We start from the raw sequence: 18,374 nt of genomic DNA, 5'->3' as shown, positions 1-18,374 counted from the left end.
TTGATCGGGTGTCTATCAATTCGCAAGAGATAGATACCCGCATGCGCGGGTATGACGGGGCGGAAATTTGTCGCGGCTCATTGGGTTCCCAATGAAGCCCACAAAGTCCGCGCTGCCTTGATGTTGCGTTCTTTGACATGGCCAAAGCCTTTGATGGTTTCTGGCACGTTGGCTACGCTGACGGCGTGGACGTGGTTTTCAGGGCTCAGGTTTTGAATCGCCTGTTCGATGTGTTGCATGTATTCACCGATCAAGGCTTGTTCTGTCCTGCGCTCTTGGGTGCGACCGAATACATCGAATGCGGTTCCACGCAAGCCTTTCAATTGGGCTAAAAGTTTGAAGACCGTGAGCACGGCGGGACCGAATTTTTGCTTGAGCAGCTCGCCTTTGTTGTTGCGTTTGGCCAAAAGGGGCGGGGCCAGGTGGTAATGCACTTTGAAGTCCCCTTCAAAGCTGTTGGCGATGCGGTCTAAAAAAGCCGATTGGGTGTGCAAACGGGCCACTTCGTACTCGTCCTTGTAGGCCATCAATTTGTACAGATGGCGTGCCACAGTGGTCGTCAAGATGGTTTTGCCCAAGGGGGCTTCAGCCTCTTGGATACGCTGCACAAACACCTGATACCGAGTTGCGTAGGCCGCGTTTTGGTAATCGGTCAAACGTGTGATGCGGTCTGCGATAAGGCTTTCGAGTGTTTCGCGTTTCTTGAACTGCATCACTTGCACGGGCTGGATCATCTGCATCAGCGCATCCAACTGGTGAGCGGCATGTCGACCCCATTCAAAAGCAGCCAGGTTGTTTTTCACCTGCACATTATTGAGCTCGATCGCCCGCACCAGCGATTCGTGCCGCAAAGGCACCCAGCCCTTTTGCCAGGCGTAACCCAAGATCATGGGATTGACGTAAATGGTGTCGCCCATCAGTTGTTTGGCCAAAGAATCAGCGTCAAAACTCCCCACGCCTTCAACACCCACTTGCGCGGTGATCTCGGCCACGCATTGTTCGGCGGGGTTTTGCCAATTGCCGTTCTTCACGAACGCGGCTGTGGGGGTGCTGTTGCTGTTCAGTGCCACACGGGTGCGGCCAGCGCGCATGCGCAGGGTGGTTTCCTTGGAGGCGCTGACGATGGGGTCGCAGCCCATGATCAGGTCAGCGGCGGCCATGCTGACGCGGGTGGTGCGGATCTCGTCTTGTGTATTGGCCACCAGGACGTGGCTCCAGGTGGCTCCGCCTTTTTGCGCCAACCCAGCCGAGTCTTGCGTGACGATGCCTTTGCCTTCCATGTGCGCGGCCATGCCCAGCAATTGGCCAATGGTGATCACGCCTGTCCCGCCGACCCCCGCCACCACCATGCCCCAAGGCTGTGTGATGACGGGCAGTTCAGGCTCCGGCAATGCGCCCAGGTTATCTGGACGCCATGCGGCGGTGCTGGACGATGACTTTTTCTTGAAGGTGCCGCCTTCGACCGTGACAAAACTGGGGCAAAAGCCTTTGAGGCAGCTGGTGTCTTTGTTGCACGTGCTTTGGTTGATGGTGCGTTTGCGACCCAGCTCGGTTTCGAGAGGTTCGACCGACAAGCAATTGGATTGCACGCCGCAGTCGCCACAGCCTTCGCACACCTCTTCGTTGATCATCACGCGCACAGCAGGGTCGACCATGGTGCCGCGCTTGCGGCGGCGGCGTTTTTCGGTGGCGCAGGTTTGGTCGTAAATGATGACCGTCGTGCCCTTGATCTCACGCATTTCGCGCTGGATGCGGTCCAGTTCGTCGCGGTGGAACACGCTCACCCCTTCGGCCAAAGCCACGCCATCGTATTTTTCGGGCTCATCGGTCACCACGTCGATGCGTTGTGCGCCTTCGGCCCGCATGCTCATGGCGATTTGCACCACGCTGTGGCCTTCAGGGCGCTCGCCCACTTGCTGGCCACCGGTCATGGCCACTGCGTCGTTGTACAAAACCTTGTAGGTGATGTTGACGCCCGCCGCAATGCTTTGGCGGATTGCCAAAATGCCGCTGTGAAAGTAGGTGCCGTCACCCAGGTTGGCAAAGACGTGCTGCTCGTGGCTGAACGGTTGTTGACCTGTCCAGGGCACGCCCTCGCCGCCCATTTGCGTGAAGCCGATGGTGCTGCGGTCCATCCAGATGCTCATGAAGTGGCAGCCAATGCCCGCCATGGCACGCGAGCCTTCAGGCACCTTGGTGGAGGTGTTGTGTGGGCAGCCCGAGCAGAACCAAGGCTGTCGGTCTGCCGCTGCCCCCAGCGTCAATGTCTGCATGGCCTTTTCCTTGCCATCGAGCACGGCCAGGTGGGCGTCGATCTGAGCGGCGGTATCTGCATCAACCCCCAGTTTCTTCAGGCGCTTGGCAATCGCCCGCGCAATGATGGCGGGCGTCAAATCGGCGTTGGCGCGCAGCAAGGTGCGCTCAGTGGGGTTGGGGATGGACCATTCACCACCCGACACATCGCCGTCGGCTTCGTCGAACTTACCTAGGATGTTGGGTCGCACATCGTCACGCCAGTTGTAGAGCTCTTCCTTGAGCTGGTATTCGATGATCTGGCGTTTTTCCTCGACCACCAAAATTTCGCGCAGACCCGTGGCAAATTCGCGCGTTGCTTGCGCTTCCAGCGGCCAGACCACCGCCACTTTGTGCAAACGGATGCCCAATTGTCGGCAACGGTTGTCATCTAGCCCTAAATCGATCAAGGCTTGGCGTGTGTCGTTGTAGGCCTTGCCGCTGGCGATCAGGCCGAATCGGTCATTCGGCCCTTCGATCACGTTGTGGTTGAGTTTGTTGGCCCGGATATAGGCCAGCGCCGCATACCATTTGTAATCGAACAAACGCGCTTCTTGTTCCAGCGCGGTGTCGGGCCAGCGGATGTGTACGCCACCAGGTGGCATCACGAATTCGGGCAAAACAATTTGCACGCGCTCGGGGTCGATGTGCGCGGTGGCGCTGGATTCGACAATCTCCTGGATGGTTTTCATGCCCGACCATATGCCGGCAAAACGGCTCATGGCGATGGCGTGCAAGCCTTGATCCAGGATGTCTTGCACATTGGCCGGAAAGAACACCGGTAGGCCACAGGCCTTGAAGATGTGGTCGCTCTGGTGCGCGGCCGTCGAGCTTTTGGCCACATGGTCGTCACCAGCCACGGCCAGCACGCCGCCCCAGGGCGTGGTGCCGGCCATGTTGGCGTGCTTGAACACATCGGAGCAGCGGTCCACGCCAGGGCCTTTGCCGTACCAGATGCCAAAAACGCCGTCAAACTTATTGGTGCCCGCGGGCGCAAAGCCCAGCTGCTGCGTGCCCCACAAGGCGGTGGCGGCCAGTTCTTCGTTGACGCCGGGCTGGAAGACGATGTTTTGTGCCTTCAGGTGGTCTTTGGCTTTCCACAAGGATTGGTCGTAGCTGCCCAATGGCGAGCCCCGGTAACCGCTGATGAAGCCCGCTGTGTTCTTGCCCTGCAGGGCATCGCGCTGGCGTTGCAGCATGGGCAGTTTGACCAAGGCTTGCACGCCGCTCATGAAGGCACGGCCCACATCGAGGCTGTATTTGTCGTCCAAGGTCACCGTTTCTAAAGCCTGGCGAATCGATTCTGGCAAGGGGGCGTTCATGGTCTGTCCTGCGGCTGAAATTGAATGCACAGTGTAGGACGGTGCAGCGGACAGGTGCTTGCTTTCGGTGACAGGATTTGCCCTATGATTTGAAAGAATATTGCTTAAAGAGGGTTGTTTTGGAAACAATGGATAAATTCGACTGGGCCATATTGAATGAACTGCAGCGCAATGGGCGATTGACCAACGCCGAGTTGGCGCAACGTGTGGGCTTGTCGGCAGCACCTTGCTGGCGGCGCGTGCGGGCCTTGGAGGACTCGGGTGTCATCAAAGGTTACCGCGCTGAAATCGACCGTCAAAAGGTGGGGCTAGACGTGTTTGCTTTTGTGCGTCTGGATGCGGAACGCAACCGGGGCGATGTGACGCGCCAGTTGGAAGAAGCGATCCTTAAGATCCCGGAAGTGATTTCTTGCCACTACATCAGCGGCACTGGCACGTTTGAGTTGCAGGTGGTGTGCCGTGACCTCAATGCTTTCAGCGTGTTTGCCCGTGATGTGCTGTTGAATTTGCCCAATGTGAAAGACCTGCACACCAGTTTTTCGCTGGGTGAGGTCAAGGCCGCAGGGGCGCTGCCTTTGCAGCCTTGAGCGAGCTTGGGCGGGGTTGGGTGTATTGGGTGAAGCCCAAACCCACCCGCGTCTGGCCGCTTCAGGGGTAGAGGCCGCGCAATTCACGCGCATGCAAAATGCGTGAGCAAGCCACAATGAACGTGGCCGTGCGCAGACTGATTTTGTGCTCGTCTGCCACTTGCCAGATGGCGGCAAAGGCCTCGCGCATGATGCGCACCAAGCGGGTGTTGATGTCGTCTTCGCTCCAGAAGAAGCTGGAGAAATCCTGCACCCACTCAAAATAACTGACCGTCACGCCCCCGGCATTGGCGATCACGTCGGGCACGACCAGAATACCCCGCTCGTGCAGGATGTCATCGGCCTCGGGCGTGGTCGGTCCATTGGCCCCTTCGATCACCATGCGGGCTTTGATTTGCTGGGCGTTGGCGGCGGTGATTTGCTGCTCCAGCGCTGCGGGAATTAGGATGTCGCAATCCACGCCCCAGAACTGCGCGTCGGGCAGGGTCTCTGCGGGCGTAAAGCCCTTGACGCTGCCGTGTTCGCTGACGTGGCGCAGCAGGGCTGGCACATCCAGTCCGGCGGCTTTGTAGACTGTGCCGCCATGGTCTTGCACCGCGACCACCGTGGCCCCAGCCTGCGCAAACAGCTTGGCTGCGATGCCGCCCACATTGCCAAAGCCTTGCACGGCGATTTTGGCTTTTGAGACGTCCATGCCAATGTGCTGCGCGGCCTCTTGGCCCACGGTGAACACGCCGCGCCCAGTGGCTTCGCGTCGGCCCAATGAACCGCCCAAGGCAATCGGTTTGCCCGTGACCACGCCCGAGGCGGTGGCGCCTTCGTTCATGGAATAAGTGTCCATCATCCAGGCCATGATTTGCTCGTTGGTGTTCACGTCAGGGGCCGGAATGTCTTTGGTTGGGCCGATGATGATGCCGATTTCGCTGGTGTAGCGGCGTGTCAGGCGTTCCAGTTCACCGCGCGAAAGTGTCTTGGGGTCGACCCTGATGCCGCCTTTGGCTCCGCCAAAAGGCAGGTTGACGGCAGCGTTTTTCACCGACATCCAGGCCGACAAGGCCATGACTTCGGACAGCGTGACGTCTTGGTGAAAACGCACACCCCCTTTGCCGGGTCCTCGGCTGGTGTTGTGTTGCACGCGGTAGCCCTCAAAGTGGGCCATGGTGCCGTTGTCCAGCTCGATCGGCACGTCGACGATCAAGGCGCGTTTGGGTCGCTTGAGCGTCTCGACCCAGCGCGACAATGAACCCAGATACGGCGTGACGCGGTCGACTTGTTGCAGGTAAATGCCCCAAGGGCCGAGATGCTCAGGGTTCAAATAGGAGGGCAAGGCATGGGCGCTTGTGGCTTGGCTGCCTGCGGGTGAATTGGACATGTTTCGTCGCCTTTCTTGAACCTGACGGGTTGTCAGTGCTGCTGATGGTAGAGCGGGCATGCGCTGCCGTCCAAGGCCGCTTGGCTCTTGGGCTATGCGTTTTTTGCATAAATTGGTGTGCGTGGTCAACGGGTGCGCTTGCTTGCTACAGCCTTGTCCGCAATAAGCACGGGGCGGACCCCCTGCCTGTAAAATAAGCAGCTTCAGCCAACCCCGTGGCAGGGCGGTTCACGGCGCAGGCAGCGCCTATTTTTGGCCTTCATTCTAGGCGGACTTTTCATGCTTTACCCTCAAGAATTCGATGTGATCGTGGTCGGCGGCGGCCATGCCGGAACAGAAGCCGCACTGGCTTCAGCACGCATGGGCTGCAAAACGCTCTTGCTCAGCCACAACATCGAAACGCTGGGGCAGATGAGCTGCAACCCCTCGATTGGTGGCATCGGCAAGGGCCATTTGGTCAAAGAGGTGGACGCATTGGGCGGTGCCATGGCGCTGGCCACCGACGAAGGCGGCATCCAGTTCCGCATCCTCAACAGTTCCAAGGGGCCGGCTGTGCGGGCCACGCGGGCGCAGGCCGACCGCATTTTGTACAAAGCCGCCATCCGCCGCATGCTGGAAAACCAGCCCAATTTGTGGTTGTTTCAGCAGGCAGTGGACGACCTGATGGTGGAGGGTGACCGGGTGGTGGGGGCGGTCACGCAGGTGGGCATCCGTTTCCGTTCGCGCACCGTGGTGCTGACCGCTGGCACCTTTTTGGACGGCAAGATTCATGTGGGTCTGCAAAACTACGCGGCGGGCAGGGCAGGTGATCCACCCGCTGTCAGCCTGTCAGCCCGGTTGAAAGAGCTCAAGTTGCCGCAAGGGCGTCTGAAGACCGGCACGCCGCCGCGCCTGGACGGCCGCACCATCGACTTCAGCCAGTGCACCGAGCAACCCGGCGACGGCATGCCCGGCGGCATGAACGAAACCGATGGCGTGCCGGTGTTCAGTTTCATGGGCCGGACCGAGATGCACCCGCAGCAAATGCCGTGCTGGATCACCCACACCAACGAGCGCACGCACGAGATCATCCGCTCCGGCTTTGACCGCAGCCCCATGTTCACCGGCAAGATCGAGGGCGTGGGCCCACGTTATTGCCCCAGCGTGGAAGACAAGATCAACCGCTTCGCCGACAAAGACAGCCACCAGATTTTTTTGGAGCCCGAAGGCCTGACGACGAACGAGTACTACCCCAACGGCATCTCGACCAGCCTGCCGTTTGACATTCAGTACGACCTGGTGCGCTCGATGAAGGGCCTTGAAAACTGCCATATCTTGCGTCCAGGCTACGCCATCGAGTACGACTATTTTGACCCGCGAGCCTTGAAAAACAGCTTTGAAACCCGCCAGATCAACGGCCTGTTTTTCGCCGGCCAGATCAATGGCACCACCGGCTACGAAGAGGCCGCCGCGCAAGGCTTGTTTGCTGGCATCAACGCCGCGCTGCAATGCCGTGGCGAAGCCTCCTGGACGCCTGCGCGTGACCAAGCCTATTTGGGCGTTTTGGTGGATGACCTGGTGACCCAGGGCGTGACCGAGCCTTACCGCATGTTCACCAGCCGGGCCGAGTTCCGCTTGCAGCTGCGCGAAGACAATGCCGACGCCCGATTGACTGAAGTGGGCCGCCAGATGGGCTTGGTCGACGATGCGCGTTGGGATGCTTTTAGCCGCAAGCGCGACGCTGTTTCACGTGAAACAGAGCGTCTCAAGTCTGTGTGGGTGAACCCGCGCAATTTGCCAGCCGAAGAATCGGTGCGTGTACTTGGCAAAGCCATTGAACACGAACACAAGCTGTTTGATTTGTTGCGCCGACCCAATGTGTCTTACCAAGCGCTGATGTCTTTGGACGAGGGGCGCATGGCCAGCCCTGATGTTTCACGTGAAACATTGGGTGAGCTGAGTGCCACGGTCATTGAGCAAGTCGAGATTGCCGCCAAGTATTCTGGCTACATCGACCGCCAAAAGGGTGAGGTCGAAAGGGCTGCGTTTTACGAACACTTGCGCTTGCCCGAAACCCTGGACTACATGCAGGTCTCGGCTTTGTCGATCGAAGCCCGGCAAAAGCTGGCCAAGCACCGACCTGAAACCCTCGGTCAGGCTTCGCGCATTTCGGGCATCACGCCCGCCAGCGTGTCCTTGCTGTTGATCCACCTGAAAAAGGGCGGGTTCAAGGGTTTCATGCAGCCGACTGAAGAAGGTCAATCCGCATGAGTGTGAATTTGGCCTCCGGCCTGAGCGCCGGCATCCAGGCCTTGGGCCTGAACTTGTCTGATGATCGGCAAAAGCTTTTGCTGGACTATGTGGCCTTGATCCAGAAATGGAACAAGGTCTACAACCTGACGGCGTTGCGCGACCCGGCAGACATGCTCTCGCACCATCTGCTGGACAGCTTGACGGCGGTGGCACCCTTGGCTCGGCATACCCAAGGTCAAGCCATTCGGGTGTTGGATGTCGGTTCGGGTGGCGGCTTGCCTGGCGTGGTGTTGGCCATTTGCATGCCTGAGCTGAATGTCACTTGCGTAGACACTGTCGCCAAGAAAGCCGCATTTGTGCAGCAGGTGGCGGTGAGCCTGAAGTTGCCCAACTTGCGTGGCATTCATGCGCGTGTCGAGTCTTTGACCGATCCATATCAGGTGATTTGCTCCCGCGCTTTTGCATCGCTGCCAGACTTTGTAAGCTGGTCACGTTCGGCTTTGGCGGAGGGCGGTGTCTGGATGGCCATGAAGGGCAAGCATCCGCAGGATGAAATCAAGGCATTGCCCTCTGATGTGAAAGTGTTTCACGTGGAACCATTGGCTGTGCCGGGGTTGGACGTTGAGCGCTGCATGGTCTGGATGAAGCCCGAGGCTGCCAGCCCGGTCTGATTCGGGGCTATGTCCTTTGGGGAGGTGTCGCCCTTTGTGTGTCGCCTGAGCACCCCGCACGCACGGCACTTTGCCACGCCTGAACAGCTGTTTCACGTGAAACACATGGTCGCCTTGGCTGCCTTGGGTGTGGCCGGTCGGGCATCACTTACACTCAGCCCATTCCCTTTAAAGAAAACCCATGTTTGGCATCTCGGATTACGGTGCATTTGCCGCAGCTTTTGTCTTGCTTTTGTTCTTGCCTGGCCCCGGTAACTTGGCCTTGATCAGTTCGGCCAGCAAAGGTGGTTTGTCGGGCGGTTTGGCCTCGGTGTTGGGCTTGCTTGTGGGTGATCAGATTTTGTTGTGGCTCACGGTGGCGGGTGTGGCTGCGGTGCTCAAAAGCTTCCCGACGTTGTTCCTGGTTTTGCAGTGGTTGGGCGCTGCGTATCTGGCCTGGTTGGGTTACAAAATGATCACGGCCAAAGCGGGTGAGGGCCCCAGCATCCAGATCACCCCCGGGCATTACTTTCGTGAAACCATGTTCATCACCTTGCTCAACCCCAAGGCGATCATGTTTTATTTCGCGTTCTTTCCGCAGTTCATTGATCCGGTGAATCACCAAGGCTGGATCACCTTTGCGGTGATGGCCCTGACGATTGCGGCACTGGGCTTTACCTATTGCTTGGGTGTGGTCGTGGTCACCCATTTCATGGCCGAGCGCATCCGGGCCAATCCCCGGTTTTCGGGTTTTTTGCAAAAGCTGGCGGGCCTGTGCCTGATCGGCTTTGGCCTCAAGATGGTGCTTGCCAAATGAGCGATCGCTTGGCCCTCCTTTTTACCCATGAAAGTTGCTGATGTTCTTTGGTATCTCTGATTACGGCTCGTTCGTGGCCGCCATTGTGTTGTTTCTGGCCATTCCCGGCCCTGGCAATTTGGCGCTCATCACCTCCACCAGCAAGGGCGGCGTGGCGGGCGGCTTGATGGCCACCTTGGGCGTGATCGTGGGTGATCAAGTGCTCATGTGGTTGGCTGTGGCTGGTGTGGCCGCGGTGCTGGCCACTTACCCGACCGCATTTGCCGCCATCCAGTGGTCGGGCGCTGTGTATTTGGCTTGGCTGGGCTGGAAGATGCTGTCGGCCAAAGCGGGTGATGCCCCGGTGATGAACATCCGGCCGCGTCAATATGGGCAGCAAGCCTTTGCCATCACCTTGCTCAACCCGAAAGCGATTGTGTTTTACATGGCGTTTTTTCCCTTGTTCGTGGACCCTCAAACCCATTTGGGTTTGCTCAGCTTTGGCGTCATGGCCGCCACCATTGCGGCCTTGACCTTGCTTTACGGCGTGGGCATGACCTTGCTCACCCACCACCTGGCCGAACGCATGCGCGCGAACCCCGTGATCGGGCGCGTGCTGGAGAAATTGGCGGGCGTGTTTCTCATCGGCTTTGGCATCAAGTTGGCCATTTCCAAATAACCTGGGCAGATCCTCATGGCCAAAATTTTCTGCGTTGCAAACCAAAAAGGCGGGGTGGGCAAAACCACCACCACCGTGAACCTGGCCGCTGGTTTGGCCAAAGTCGGGCAGCGTGTGCTGTTGGTGGACTTGGACCCGCAAGGCAACGCCACGATGGGCTCGGGCATCGACAAACGTGCTGTTGAGTTGAGTGTTTACGATGTTCTGCTGGAGTCAGCCACCATTGCTGAAGCCGTGATCAAGGCCGATAAATGCGGTTATGACGTGCTGAGCGCCAACCGTGAGCTGGCCGGGGCCGAGGTGGAGTTGGTGCAGTTGGAGCACCGCGACCAGCGCCTGAAAAACGCCTTGGCGCTGGCCGATGCCGATTACGACTTTGTGCTGATCGATTGCCCGCCTTCTTTGTCCATGCTCACGCTCAATGGCCTGTGTTCGGCCCATGGTGTGATCGTGCCCATGCAGTGCGAGTACTTTGCACTCGAAGGCCTGACCGACTTGGTCAACACCATCAAGCAGGTGCACGCCAACCTGAACAAAGACCTCAAGATCATTGGCCTGTTGCGCGTCATGTTTGATCCGCGCATCACCTTGCAAATGCAGGTCAGCGAGCAGCTCAAGGCCCATTTTGGCGACAAGGTTTTTGACACCGTGATTCCGCGCAACGTGCGTCTGGCCGAAGCGCCCAGCTATGGCTTGCCCGGCGTGGTGTTTGACGCCTCGGCCAAAGGCAGTCAGGCCTATGTCGATTTTGCGCAAGAGCTGGTGCGGCGCGCGCCCACGCTCTGAGCCGCCACAAGCCTCCACATCACAGAGATAACCGTTTTGGCCCCATCTGCGAACTTTGACGCCACATTGGCTCAGCCCGCAACGGTGTTGATCCTGCCGGGCTGGCAAGGCAGCGGCGCGGACCATTGGCAAATGCAATGGGCGCGTCTGCACGGTTATGCCGTGGTCGAGCAAAACGACTGGATGCGGCCCTTGCGTGGCGATTGGTTGGCGCGCTTGGATGACACCGTGATCGACGCCCCCGGCCCGGTGGTTTTTGCGGCGCACAGTTTGGGCTGTATTTTGGTGGCCGCTTGGGCCACCGTGTCCCGGCACACAACCCGTGTGCGCGGGGCCTTGCTGGTGGCGCCGGGTGACACCGAAGACCCCGAGCTGAACAACCGCTTGCCCGGTTGGTCGCCCATCGTGCGCCAAGCCTTGCCGTTCAAAAGCATTCTGGTGGGCAGCCAGAATGACCCTTATTGCACATTGACTCGGGCGCAAGGGTTGGCCCAAGACTGGGGTGCACGCTGGGTAGATCTGGGCGCTGCCGGGCACATCAATGCCGATTCATCGCTGGGCGATTGGCCTATGGGCCATGCGCTGTTGCAAACATTACTGAAGGATTGACCATGGTCACCAAAAAACCCAAAGGCCTTGGCCGTGGACTCGAAGCCCTGCTGGGCCCCAAAGTGCAGGACGCCCCTGCGGCCGACATGACCGCAGATACGGGCGTGTCCACCCAGCTCCCACTCGACCAAATGGTGGCCGGCATGTACCAGCCGCGCACCCGCATGGACGAGGGCGCTTTGTACGAGTTGGCCGAATCCATCAAAGCGCAAGGCATCATGCAGCCGATCCTGGTGCGCCAGCTCACGGAGGGCGACAACGCGGGCAAATACGAGATCATCGCGGGCGAGCGGCGTTTTCGGGCCAGCAAGTTGGCGGGCCTGACATCGGTTCCGGTCTTGGTTCGCGATGTGCCCAACGAGGCCGCTGCGGCGATGGCCCTCATCGAGAACATCCAACGCGAAGACCTCAACCCGCTCGAAGAAGCGCAAGGCTTGCAACGCCTGATCAAAGAGTTTGGGCTCACTCACGAAACGGCGGCCCAAGCGGTTGGCCGCTCGCGCAGCGCTGCCAGCAACCTGTTGCGTTTGTTGAATCTGGCCGACCCGGTGCAGACCATGTTGATGGCGGGCGACCTGGACATGGGCCACGCCCGCGCTTTGCTGTCGCTCGACAAAGCGGCGCAAATCACCGCAGCCAACCAAATCGCCGCCAAAAAACTGTCGGTGCGCGAGGCCGAAAGTCTGGCCAAAAAGCTCGGTGCCGAATTCAACCTGGTCACGCAAAAGCCCAAGAAAGAAAAGTCGCGCGACGTGCGCCGGGTCGAAGAGGAGTTGTCTGATCTGTTGATGGCACAAGTTGAGGTGCGTGTCAAAAAACGCGTCAAACGTCTGGGCAAGATGGAAGAGATGGGCGAACTCAGCATCCAGTTCGGCTCGCTGGACGAGCTCAACGGCCTGATCGACAAGCTGCGCGGTTGACCTGAGAGCTGCCATCATGCCGCTTTTCGTCACGGCTTCCCATCGCCCTAAGCAGAAGCGTTTTCTGGGCCTGATCCTGACCCATCGGCTGATTTTGTCCATTTACGTGGGTTTGCTGGGGCTCCTCTCGCTGTTTTATTGGCTGTTTCCAGCGGGGGCTTATGACACGCGGGTCAACCTGGTCGTGACCGCATTGGCCTGGTCCATGTGGTTGGGCTTGGGTGTTCCACGGTGGTATCCGGTGATCGTGCACACGACCACCGCCTTGGCCGTGGGCTCGGCGCTGCACATTGCGTGGCACACCGGGGGCCTGAACTCGGGTGCCATGGAGTGGTTGGGCGTGCTGTCTGTGCCGGTGTTGCTGATATTGGGGCCACGGGCGGCGTTTGCCTGGATTGGGATCAACCTGCTGTGTTTGTTGGGCATGTACGTGGCCGCCAACGCGGGCGGACCGACGCCTTTGCCGGACGATTTGAGCACCATTTTTGTACAAACGCTGGTCAACCATTTGTTGGCCTTGAGTAGTCTGATGCTGGGGGTTTTCGTGGGTGAAAATATGCACGCCAGCCAGCTGTGGGATGTGGAAAACCGCAACCGTGAATTGCGCGATATCCATGACGCCTTGATGCAGGCGCAAGCCCAAAAGGACGAGTTCACTGCGGCGGTGGGCCACGAGTTGCGCACGCCCATGAATGCCATTCTGGGTTTGAATGGCGTTTTGCGCCAAGAGTTGGCCGATCGGCCCGAGCACACCGAGGTGGTGGACCACATCCGCCATTCCACCACGCACCTGTTGCAAGTGGTCAACGACATTCTGGATTTCTCGCAATTGCAGGCGGGCCAGCTGCAGCTGGTGCCCGCAGACGTGGATTTGCGCCAACTGCTGGAAGAGGCCGTTGCCTCGCCTCGCAAGCTGGCCGCAGAAAAAGGGCTGAGTTGCGAGCTGTTGCTGCATTCGGCCATGCCCGCCCAGGTGCGTGTGGACCGTCAGCGTTTGTTGCAAATCTTGGGCAATTTGCTGGGCAATGCCATCAAGTTCACGGACAAAGGCCACGTCATTTTGCGGGTCATGCCCGCGTTACCGCGTTGGCGCTTTGAAGTCGAGGACACGGGTCGTGGCATTGCGCCCGAGCAGCAAGCCCATGTGTTTCGGCAGTTCGAACATGCCGACGTGCAAACCAACCGGGCGTTTGGCGGCACAGGGCTGGGCTTGACCATTTGCGAGCGGCTGGTGGCCCTGCAAGGGGGCGAGATTGGTGTGCGCAGCAGCTTGGGCCAAGGCTCGGTGTTCTGGTTTGAGTTGCCTCTGGAAGACGTGTTGCCTGACCGTCCTGCCACGGTACCGGTGCCAGCTTTGTTGGCCAGTGAGCCGTTGCGCATCTTGCTGGTGGATGACAACACGGTCAACCTGATGGTGGCGCGGCTGCAGTTGCAAAAAATTTGGCCCAAAGCCAGCATCACCCAGTGCACCGATGGCGCTCAGGCCTTGCGACGCCTAGAGGCCCAGGTCTTCGACGTGGCACTGATCGACATGGTCATGCCCGAGATGGATGGCATGCAGTTGACCGGCCAAATCCGGCGCCACTTTCCGACGCAGACCGCGCACATGCCGATCCTGGCCTTGACGGCCAATACCCATTCGCACGAGCGCCAGCAGTGTCTGGATGCCGGCATGAACGACGTGCTGAGCAAGCCCATGGACACCGCCAAATTAGTGGCCGCAGTGAGCACGCATGTGCGCCGAGCACGGGGGTTGCTGGCATGAACACGCCCAAGCTGTTCAGAGACCTTGCGGACCGCGTGGTGGCCTGCCTGCCCTCGCGTTTTCGACCGGGGCGCATGCCCTACGCCTTCTTTTTTGTGGCGCTGATCATTGGGGTGTTGCTTGGGTATTCCTTGTACCCGGCGCTGCCCGTGTTCCGGTGGATGTACCTGATCATGGTGGTTTTTTTGGTGGCCTTGTTGGCCGCGTTCCAGAAAGGCTTGCCATTGCCGTGGGCCGTGAACCTGGGCACATCGATCGGCACGCTTTTGCTGATCGTTTTGGTGTGGTTCACGGGCGGCATCTATTCAAGGAACATCGCATGGTTGATGATTTTGCCTTTGACGCCGCTCTACATGGTCAGTTGGCGGGCGGGTGCGGCTTGGTACGTGGTGATGTTGCTGGTCATTTCCGGCTTGGGGCTGGGCAGCTACATGCAGTGGTCGCCAGCGTACGACGTGCAGCAGTTCAGAGTCGGACAGGCTTACACCACGTACAGCATTTTGACGATGGTCATGATTGTCGTGCCCATGATCTACGACCGCATGTACGTCAATGCCTTGCGTGTCATCCGGGCCTACCAGCAAGAGCTGGAAACCAAGCGCCTTGAGCTGGAGCATGCGCTGCGCATGCGCGAGCACTTCATTGGCATCGTCAGCCACGAATTGCGCACCCCCATGAACGCCATTGTGGGCTTCAATGCTTTGCTTCTATCGCGTGTGCAAGACCGGCCCGAGGCAGTCAAGGCCTTGCAACACACCGGGCGTGCGGCCGATCACCTGATGACCGTGATCAACGACATCCTGGACTATTCGCAATTGCAGGCTGGGCAATTGATGGTGCAGCGCGAAACCTTTGTCTTGCGCGATGTGGCCTTGCATGCGTTTGAGTTGTTTTTGTCGCGCGTGCGCGGCACGTCACTGGACTACCGCATCGAGCAAGACGATGCCTTGCCGACTTGGGTGAGCACCGACCGTCACCGCCTGATGCAGGTGTTGGTGAACCTGTTGGGCAATGCCCTCAAGTTCACCCACCAGGGTTCGGTGGTTTTGCGGGTGCAATGGGAAAACCCGGGCGTGCTGTTTTCGGTGCAGGACACCGGAATCGGTATTCCCAAAGAGCAGCAAGACCGCATCTTCCGCCGCTTTGCGCAGGCCGACGCTAACATCCAGGCCCGTTATGGCGGCAATGGTTTGGGCTTGGCGATTTCGCGTCAGTTGGTCGAGTTGCTGGGCGGTGAGATGGGTTTTGAAAGTGCGCCTGGTCAGGGCTCGCGTTTCTGGTTTCGTCTGACTTTACCCGCGTGCGAATCGCCAGAGCGCTCATTGCAGGCAGAACAGACGCTGGGCCCCACGCAAACCGCGCAGGTGGCTTGGCGTTTCTTGGTGGTGGACGATCACCCGATCAACCGCTTGCTGGTCAAGCAGGTCCTGAAAAACGCCTGGCCCAAGGCGCAGGTGCTTGAAGCCGTGAATGGCCAGCAGGCCCTCGACTTGCTGGCGCAGTCCAGCGTGGACCTGGTGCTGATGGACATGGTGATGCCCGAGATGGACGGCATCGAAGCCACCCGTCGCCTGCGCCAAAACGACGCTTGGCGAACATTGCCGGTGATGGGCCTGACGGCCAATGTCAACCCGGTAGACCTGGAGACCTTTCGGCAAGCGGGGCTGAACACCGTCATGCTCAAACCGTTTGAGCCCGTCCAGCTTTGCAACCGCGTCGAGCAGTTGTTGCTGCAGCGCTTGTGAGCCTTTAGGGGCGCATCACATCGAGAAAATCTTCCCTGGGTTCATGATGTTGTGCGGGTCCAGCGCCCGCTTGATGGTGCGCATCATGTCGACCGCACCCTCGCCGGTTTCGGTGCGCAAAAAATCCATCTTGTGCAAACCAATGCCGTGTTCGCCGGTGCAGGTGCCGCCTAGGCGCAGGGCGCGGTGCACCAGCTGCTGGTTCAGCGCCTCGGCGGTTTCGCACTCTTGCGGGTTGTTCGGATCGATCAGGTAGCCAAAGTGGAAGTTGCCGTCGCCCACATGGCCCACCAAAAAGTAGGGCAGGCCGCTGGCGTCGGTTTCTGTGATGGAGTCCAGCAGGCAATCGGCCAGCTTGCTGATCGGCACGCAGGTGTCGGTGCTGATGGCGCGGCAGCCGGGCTTGCTCTGGATGGCAGCAAAGTAAGCGTTGTGCCGCGCTGTCCACAGGCGGGTGCGCTCTTCGGGCGTGACCGCCCATTCAAAGGCGTTGCCACCGAACTCGCTGGCGATCTCTTGCACGGTCTCGGCCTGCTCTTTCACGCCCGCAGGCGAGCCGTGAAACTCCATGAGCAACATGGGCTCTTCGCGCAGGCCCAGCTTGGCGTAAGCGTTGACCATGCGCACGGTGTTGTGGTCGATCAACTCCACACGGGCAATCGGCACGCCCAGCTGGATGGTCTGGATCACGGTGTGCACGGCCGCTTCGATGCTCGGGAAAGAACAGATGGCCGCTGAAATGGCCTCGGGCAAAGGGTACAAACGCACCGTGATTTCGGTGATCACGCCCAGCGTGCCTTCGCTGCCCACCATCAGGCGCGTCAGGTCGTAACCGGCGCTCGACTTCTTGGCGCGGGTGCCGGTGCGGATGACCTCACCCGCCGAGGTGACCACTTCCATGGCCAGCACGTTTTCGCGCATGGTGCCGTAGCGCACGGCGTTGGTGCCGCTGGCCCGCGTGGCGCTCATGCCGCCGATGGTCGCGTCCGCGCCCGGATCAATCGGGAAGAACAGGCCGGTGGACTTGATCTCTTCATTGAGCTGCTTGCGCGTCACGCCCGGTTGTACCGTCACCGTCAGGTCTTCGGCGTTGATCGACAACACCTGGTTCATGCGCATCAGGTCGATGCTGATGCCGCCTTGCACCGCCAACAAATGCCCTTCGAGCGAAGAGCCCACGCCAAATGGAATGACGGGCACTTTGTATTCGGCGCACAGTGCCACCGCATCGGCCACGTCTTGTGTGCATTCGGCAAACACCACGGCGGCGGGTGGCGGCACATGGGTGAAGGCCGACTCGTCACGCCCATGCTGCTCGCGCACCACCAAAGCGGTGGAACAGTTGTCTTTGAAGCGCGTTTTCAGGGCGGTCAAAAAGGCTTCGGGCACATCGCGTTGGGCGATTTCGGGAGCCAGATGGGCTGCGGGTGTGGGGGCGTTCATGGGAGTCTCCTGAGGTGGCGAGCAGACCCCGCCAAACATGCGAAAACGCAGTTTACGCCGCAAACCCGGGGCTTGTTGTCCGGTGTCAGACAAGCAAAGGGGTCTTGCTCGACAATCTGGACGCAAAATCTGCGCTGCAAAAAGGACAACACCATGGGCAACCGACTCACACAAATCGCCACCCGCACCGGCGACAACGGCACCACCGGCTTGGGCAACAACCAGCGTGTGTCCAAAAACAGCTTGCGCGTGCATGCCATGGGCGAGGTGGACGAACTGAATTCCCACATCGGCTTGTTGCTGTGCGAAGACATGGCGCAGGGCGTGCGCGATGTATTGGTGGAAGTGCAGCACCAGTTGTTCAATCTGGGGGGTGAGTTGTCCATTCCTGATTTTGAGCTGTTGAAAGCCGAGGCCGTGGCCGCGCTCGACGAGGCCTTGGCCACTTACAACGCGCAGCTGCCCAAGCTCGAAGAGTTCATCTTGCCCGCAGGCACACGCGGGGCCTCTCAAGCGCACGTTTGCCGCACCGTGGCCCGCCGCGCCGAACGCGCTTGCGTGGCCTTGGGCAACGAAGAAGCCATCAACGAAATGCCTCGGCAATACCTCAACCGCTTGTCTGACCTGATGTTTGTCTTGGCCCGCGTGCTCAACCGCATGAACGGTGGCGATGACGTGTACTGGAAAAGCCAGCGCATGAACCAGAGCGACAAACCAGACGCGTCGGTCTGAGCTGCCATGTCTTGGTGCCGACGCATTGCTGGCCTGCGGACGCTGACGGGTCTGGGGCTTGCCCTCGCAGCGCTTGGCCCGGCTTGGGCGTCACCGTCTTCGGTGGTCTTGAGCTGCGCCGTGGTGTACATGCCGCAGCGCAGCACTTGGGTGCGTGAGGTGCGCATTGACTGGGACCGCAAAGCCGTTCGCCGTTTGCGCATTGACGGAGTTGAGCCGTATGGTTTTTCGCTTTTGCCGGGCGGTGTCATGACGGCGGTAGACAACGAGCGCATCCAGATCGACTGGGTGACGCTGCAATGGCAAAGTGATTTTCGGGGACAAGCCTCGGGCCAGGGCCGCTGCGAAACGGCCCCGGGATGACGGTGGTGGATGCTGTCACCTAGGTGCATGTTTGAGGGTTGTTGCGCGTGACAGCGCAGCATGGCCGCTGCTACGCTGCAC

At 59.6% G+C, this 18,374-nt stretch carries 15 protein-coding genes; 12 read left to right on the top strand and 3 right to left on the bottom strand.

Annotated elements, in window-relative coordinates:
• Positions 1 to 77: 77 nt before the first annotated feature.
• A complete protein-coding gene (locus tag ACZ5RG_RS14290) occupies positions 78 to 3,614 on the bottom strand; it encodes an indolepyruvate ferredoxin oxidoreductase family protein (RefSeq protein ID WP_464447409.1) in 3,537 nt (1,178 codons plus the stop codon).
• Positions 3,615 to 3,733: 119 nt separating this feature from the next.
• On the opposite strand from ACZ5RG_RS14290, the gene ACZ5RG_RS14285 reads away from it, so the two are divergent.
• Positions 3,734 to 4,201, top strand: coding sequence for an Lrp/AsnC family transcriptional regulator (locus ACZ5RG_RS14285; protein WP_312259732.1), 468 nt, complete (start codon positions 3,734 to 3,736; stop codon positions 4,199 to 4,201).
• A 61-nt stretch (positions 4,202 to 4,262) separates the two neighbouring features.
• On the opposite strand, the gene ACZ5RG_RS14280 is transcribed toward ACZ5RG_RS14285, so the two are convergent.
• Positions 4,263 to 5,573 (bottom strand): Glu/Leu/Phe/Val family dehydrogenase, encoded by a 1,311-nt coding sequence (locus tag ACZ5RG_RS14280; RefSeq protein WP_312259731.1) that lies wholly within the window; start codon positions 5,571 to 5,573, stop codon positions 4,263 to 4,265.
• Between the two features lie 279 nt (positions 5,574 to 5,852).
• On the opposite strand from ACZ5RG_RS14280, the gene mnmG reads away from it, so the two are divergent.
• From mnmG to ACZ5RG_RS14235, 9 genes are all read left to right on the top strand, one after another.
• On the top strand, positions 5,853 to 7,823 hold the full coding sequence (gene mnmG, locus ACZ5RG_RS14275; RefSeq protein WP_315236070.1) for a tRNA uridine-5-carboxymethylaminomethyl(34) synthesis enzyme MnmG: 1,971 nt from the start codon (positions 5,853 to 5,855) through the stop codon (positions 7,821 to 7,823).
• Positions 7,820 to 8,476 (top strand): 16S rRNA (guanine(527)-N(7))-methyltransferase RsmG, encoded by a 657-nt coding sequence (gene rsmG, locus ACZ5RG_RS14270; RefSeq protein WP_298596559.1) that lies wholly within the window; start codon positions 7,820 to 7,822, stop codon positions 8,474 to 8,476. Before mnmG ends, rsmG begins: the two co-directional genes overlap by 4 nt.
• Positions 8,477 to 8,657: 181 nt before the next feature.
• Positions 8,658 to 9,272, top strand: a complete 615-nt coding sequence (locus tag ACZ5RG_RS14265; RefSeq protein ID WP_464447408.1) for a LysE family transporter — start codon at positions 8,658 to 8,660, stop codon at positions 9,270 to 9,272.
• Between the two features lie 40 nt (positions 9,273 to 9,312).
• Complete coding sequence (locus ACZ5RG_RS14260) at positions 9,313 to 9,930, top strand: LysE family translocator (protein WP_464447407.1); 618 nt, start codon at positions 9,313 to 9,315, stop codon at positions 9,928 to 9,930.
• Between the two features lie 15 nt (positions 9,931 to 9,945).
• Positions 9,946 to 10,716, top strand: a complete 771-nt coding sequence (locus ACZ5RG_RS14255) for a ParA family protein (protein ID WP_464447406.1) — start codon at positions 9,946 to 9,948, stop codon at positions 10,714 to 10,716.
• 27 nt (positions 10,717 to 10,743) lie between these two features.
• Positions 10,744 to 11,325 carry an RBBP9/YdeN family alpha/beta hydrolase gene (locus tag ACZ5RG_RS14250; RefSeq protein ID WP_298596564.1) on the top strand — a complete coding sequence of 194 codons (582 nt, stop codon included), beginning with the start codon at positions 10,744 to 10,746 and terminating at the stop codon, positions 11,323 to 11,325.
• A gap of 2 nt (positions 11,326 to 11,327) precedes the next feature.
• Positions 11,328 to 12,245: a ParB/RepB/Spo0J family partition protein gene (locus ACZ5RG_RS14245; RefSeq protein WP_298596546.1), complete on the top strand. Its 918-nt coding sequence runs from the start codon at positions 11,328 to 11,330 to the stop codon at positions 12,243 to 12,245.
• Positions 12,246 to 12,261: 16 nt separating this feature from the next.
• On the top strand, positions 12,262 to 14,010 hold the full coding sequence (locus ACZ5RG_RS14240; protein ID WP_298596543.1) for an ATP-binding protein: 1,749 nt from the start codon (positions 12,262 to 12,264) through the stop codon (positions 14,008 to 14,010).
• A complete protein-coding gene (locus ACZ5RG_RS14235; RefSeq protein ID WP_464447405.1) occupies positions 14,007 to 15,755 on the top strand; it encodes an ATP-binding protein in 1,749 nt (582 codons plus the stop codon). Before ACZ5RG_RS14240 ends, ACZ5RG_RS14235 begins: the two co-directional genes overlap by 4 nt.
• 15 nt (positions 15,756 to 15,770) lie before the next feature.
• On the opposite strand, the gene ACZ5RG_RS14230 is transcribed toward ACZ5RG_RS14235, so the two are convergent.
• Positions 15,771 to 17,198 (bottom strand): FAD-binding oxidoreductase, encoded by a 1,428-nt coding sequence (locus ACZ5RG_RS14230; RefSeq protein WP_298596537.1) that lies wholly within the window; start codon positions 17,196 to 17,198, stop codon positions 15,771 to 15,773.
• Between the two features lie 153 nt (positions 17,199 to 17,351).
• Between ACZ5RG_RS14230 and ACZ5RG_RS14225 the strand changes: the two genes are divergently transcribed.
• Together ACZ5RG_RS14225 and ACZ5RG_RS14220 are read left to right on the top strand one after the other, a co-directional pair.
• Positions 17,352 to 17,930: a cob(I)yrinic acid a,c-diamide adenosyltransferase gene (locus ACZ5RG_RS14225; protein WP_464447404.1), complete on the top strand. Its 579-nt coding sequence runs from the start codon at positions 17,352 to 17,354 to the stop codon at positions 17,928 to 17,930.
• A 6-nt stretch (positions 17,931 to 17,936) separates the two neighbouring features.
• Positions 17,937 to 18,293, top strand: a complete 357-nt coding sequence (locus ACZ5RG_RS14220) for a hypothetical protein (protein WP_298596532.1) — start codon at positions 17,937 to 17,939, stop codon at positions 18,291 to 18,293.
• Positions 18,294 to 18,374 lie beyond the last annotated feature (81 nt).

This window comes from Limnohabitans sp. TEGF005, from assembly GCF_055394835.1.
The sequence above is the reverse complement of the archived record's forward strand: the minus strand, read 5'-3'. Positions and strand labels throughout refer to the sequence as shown.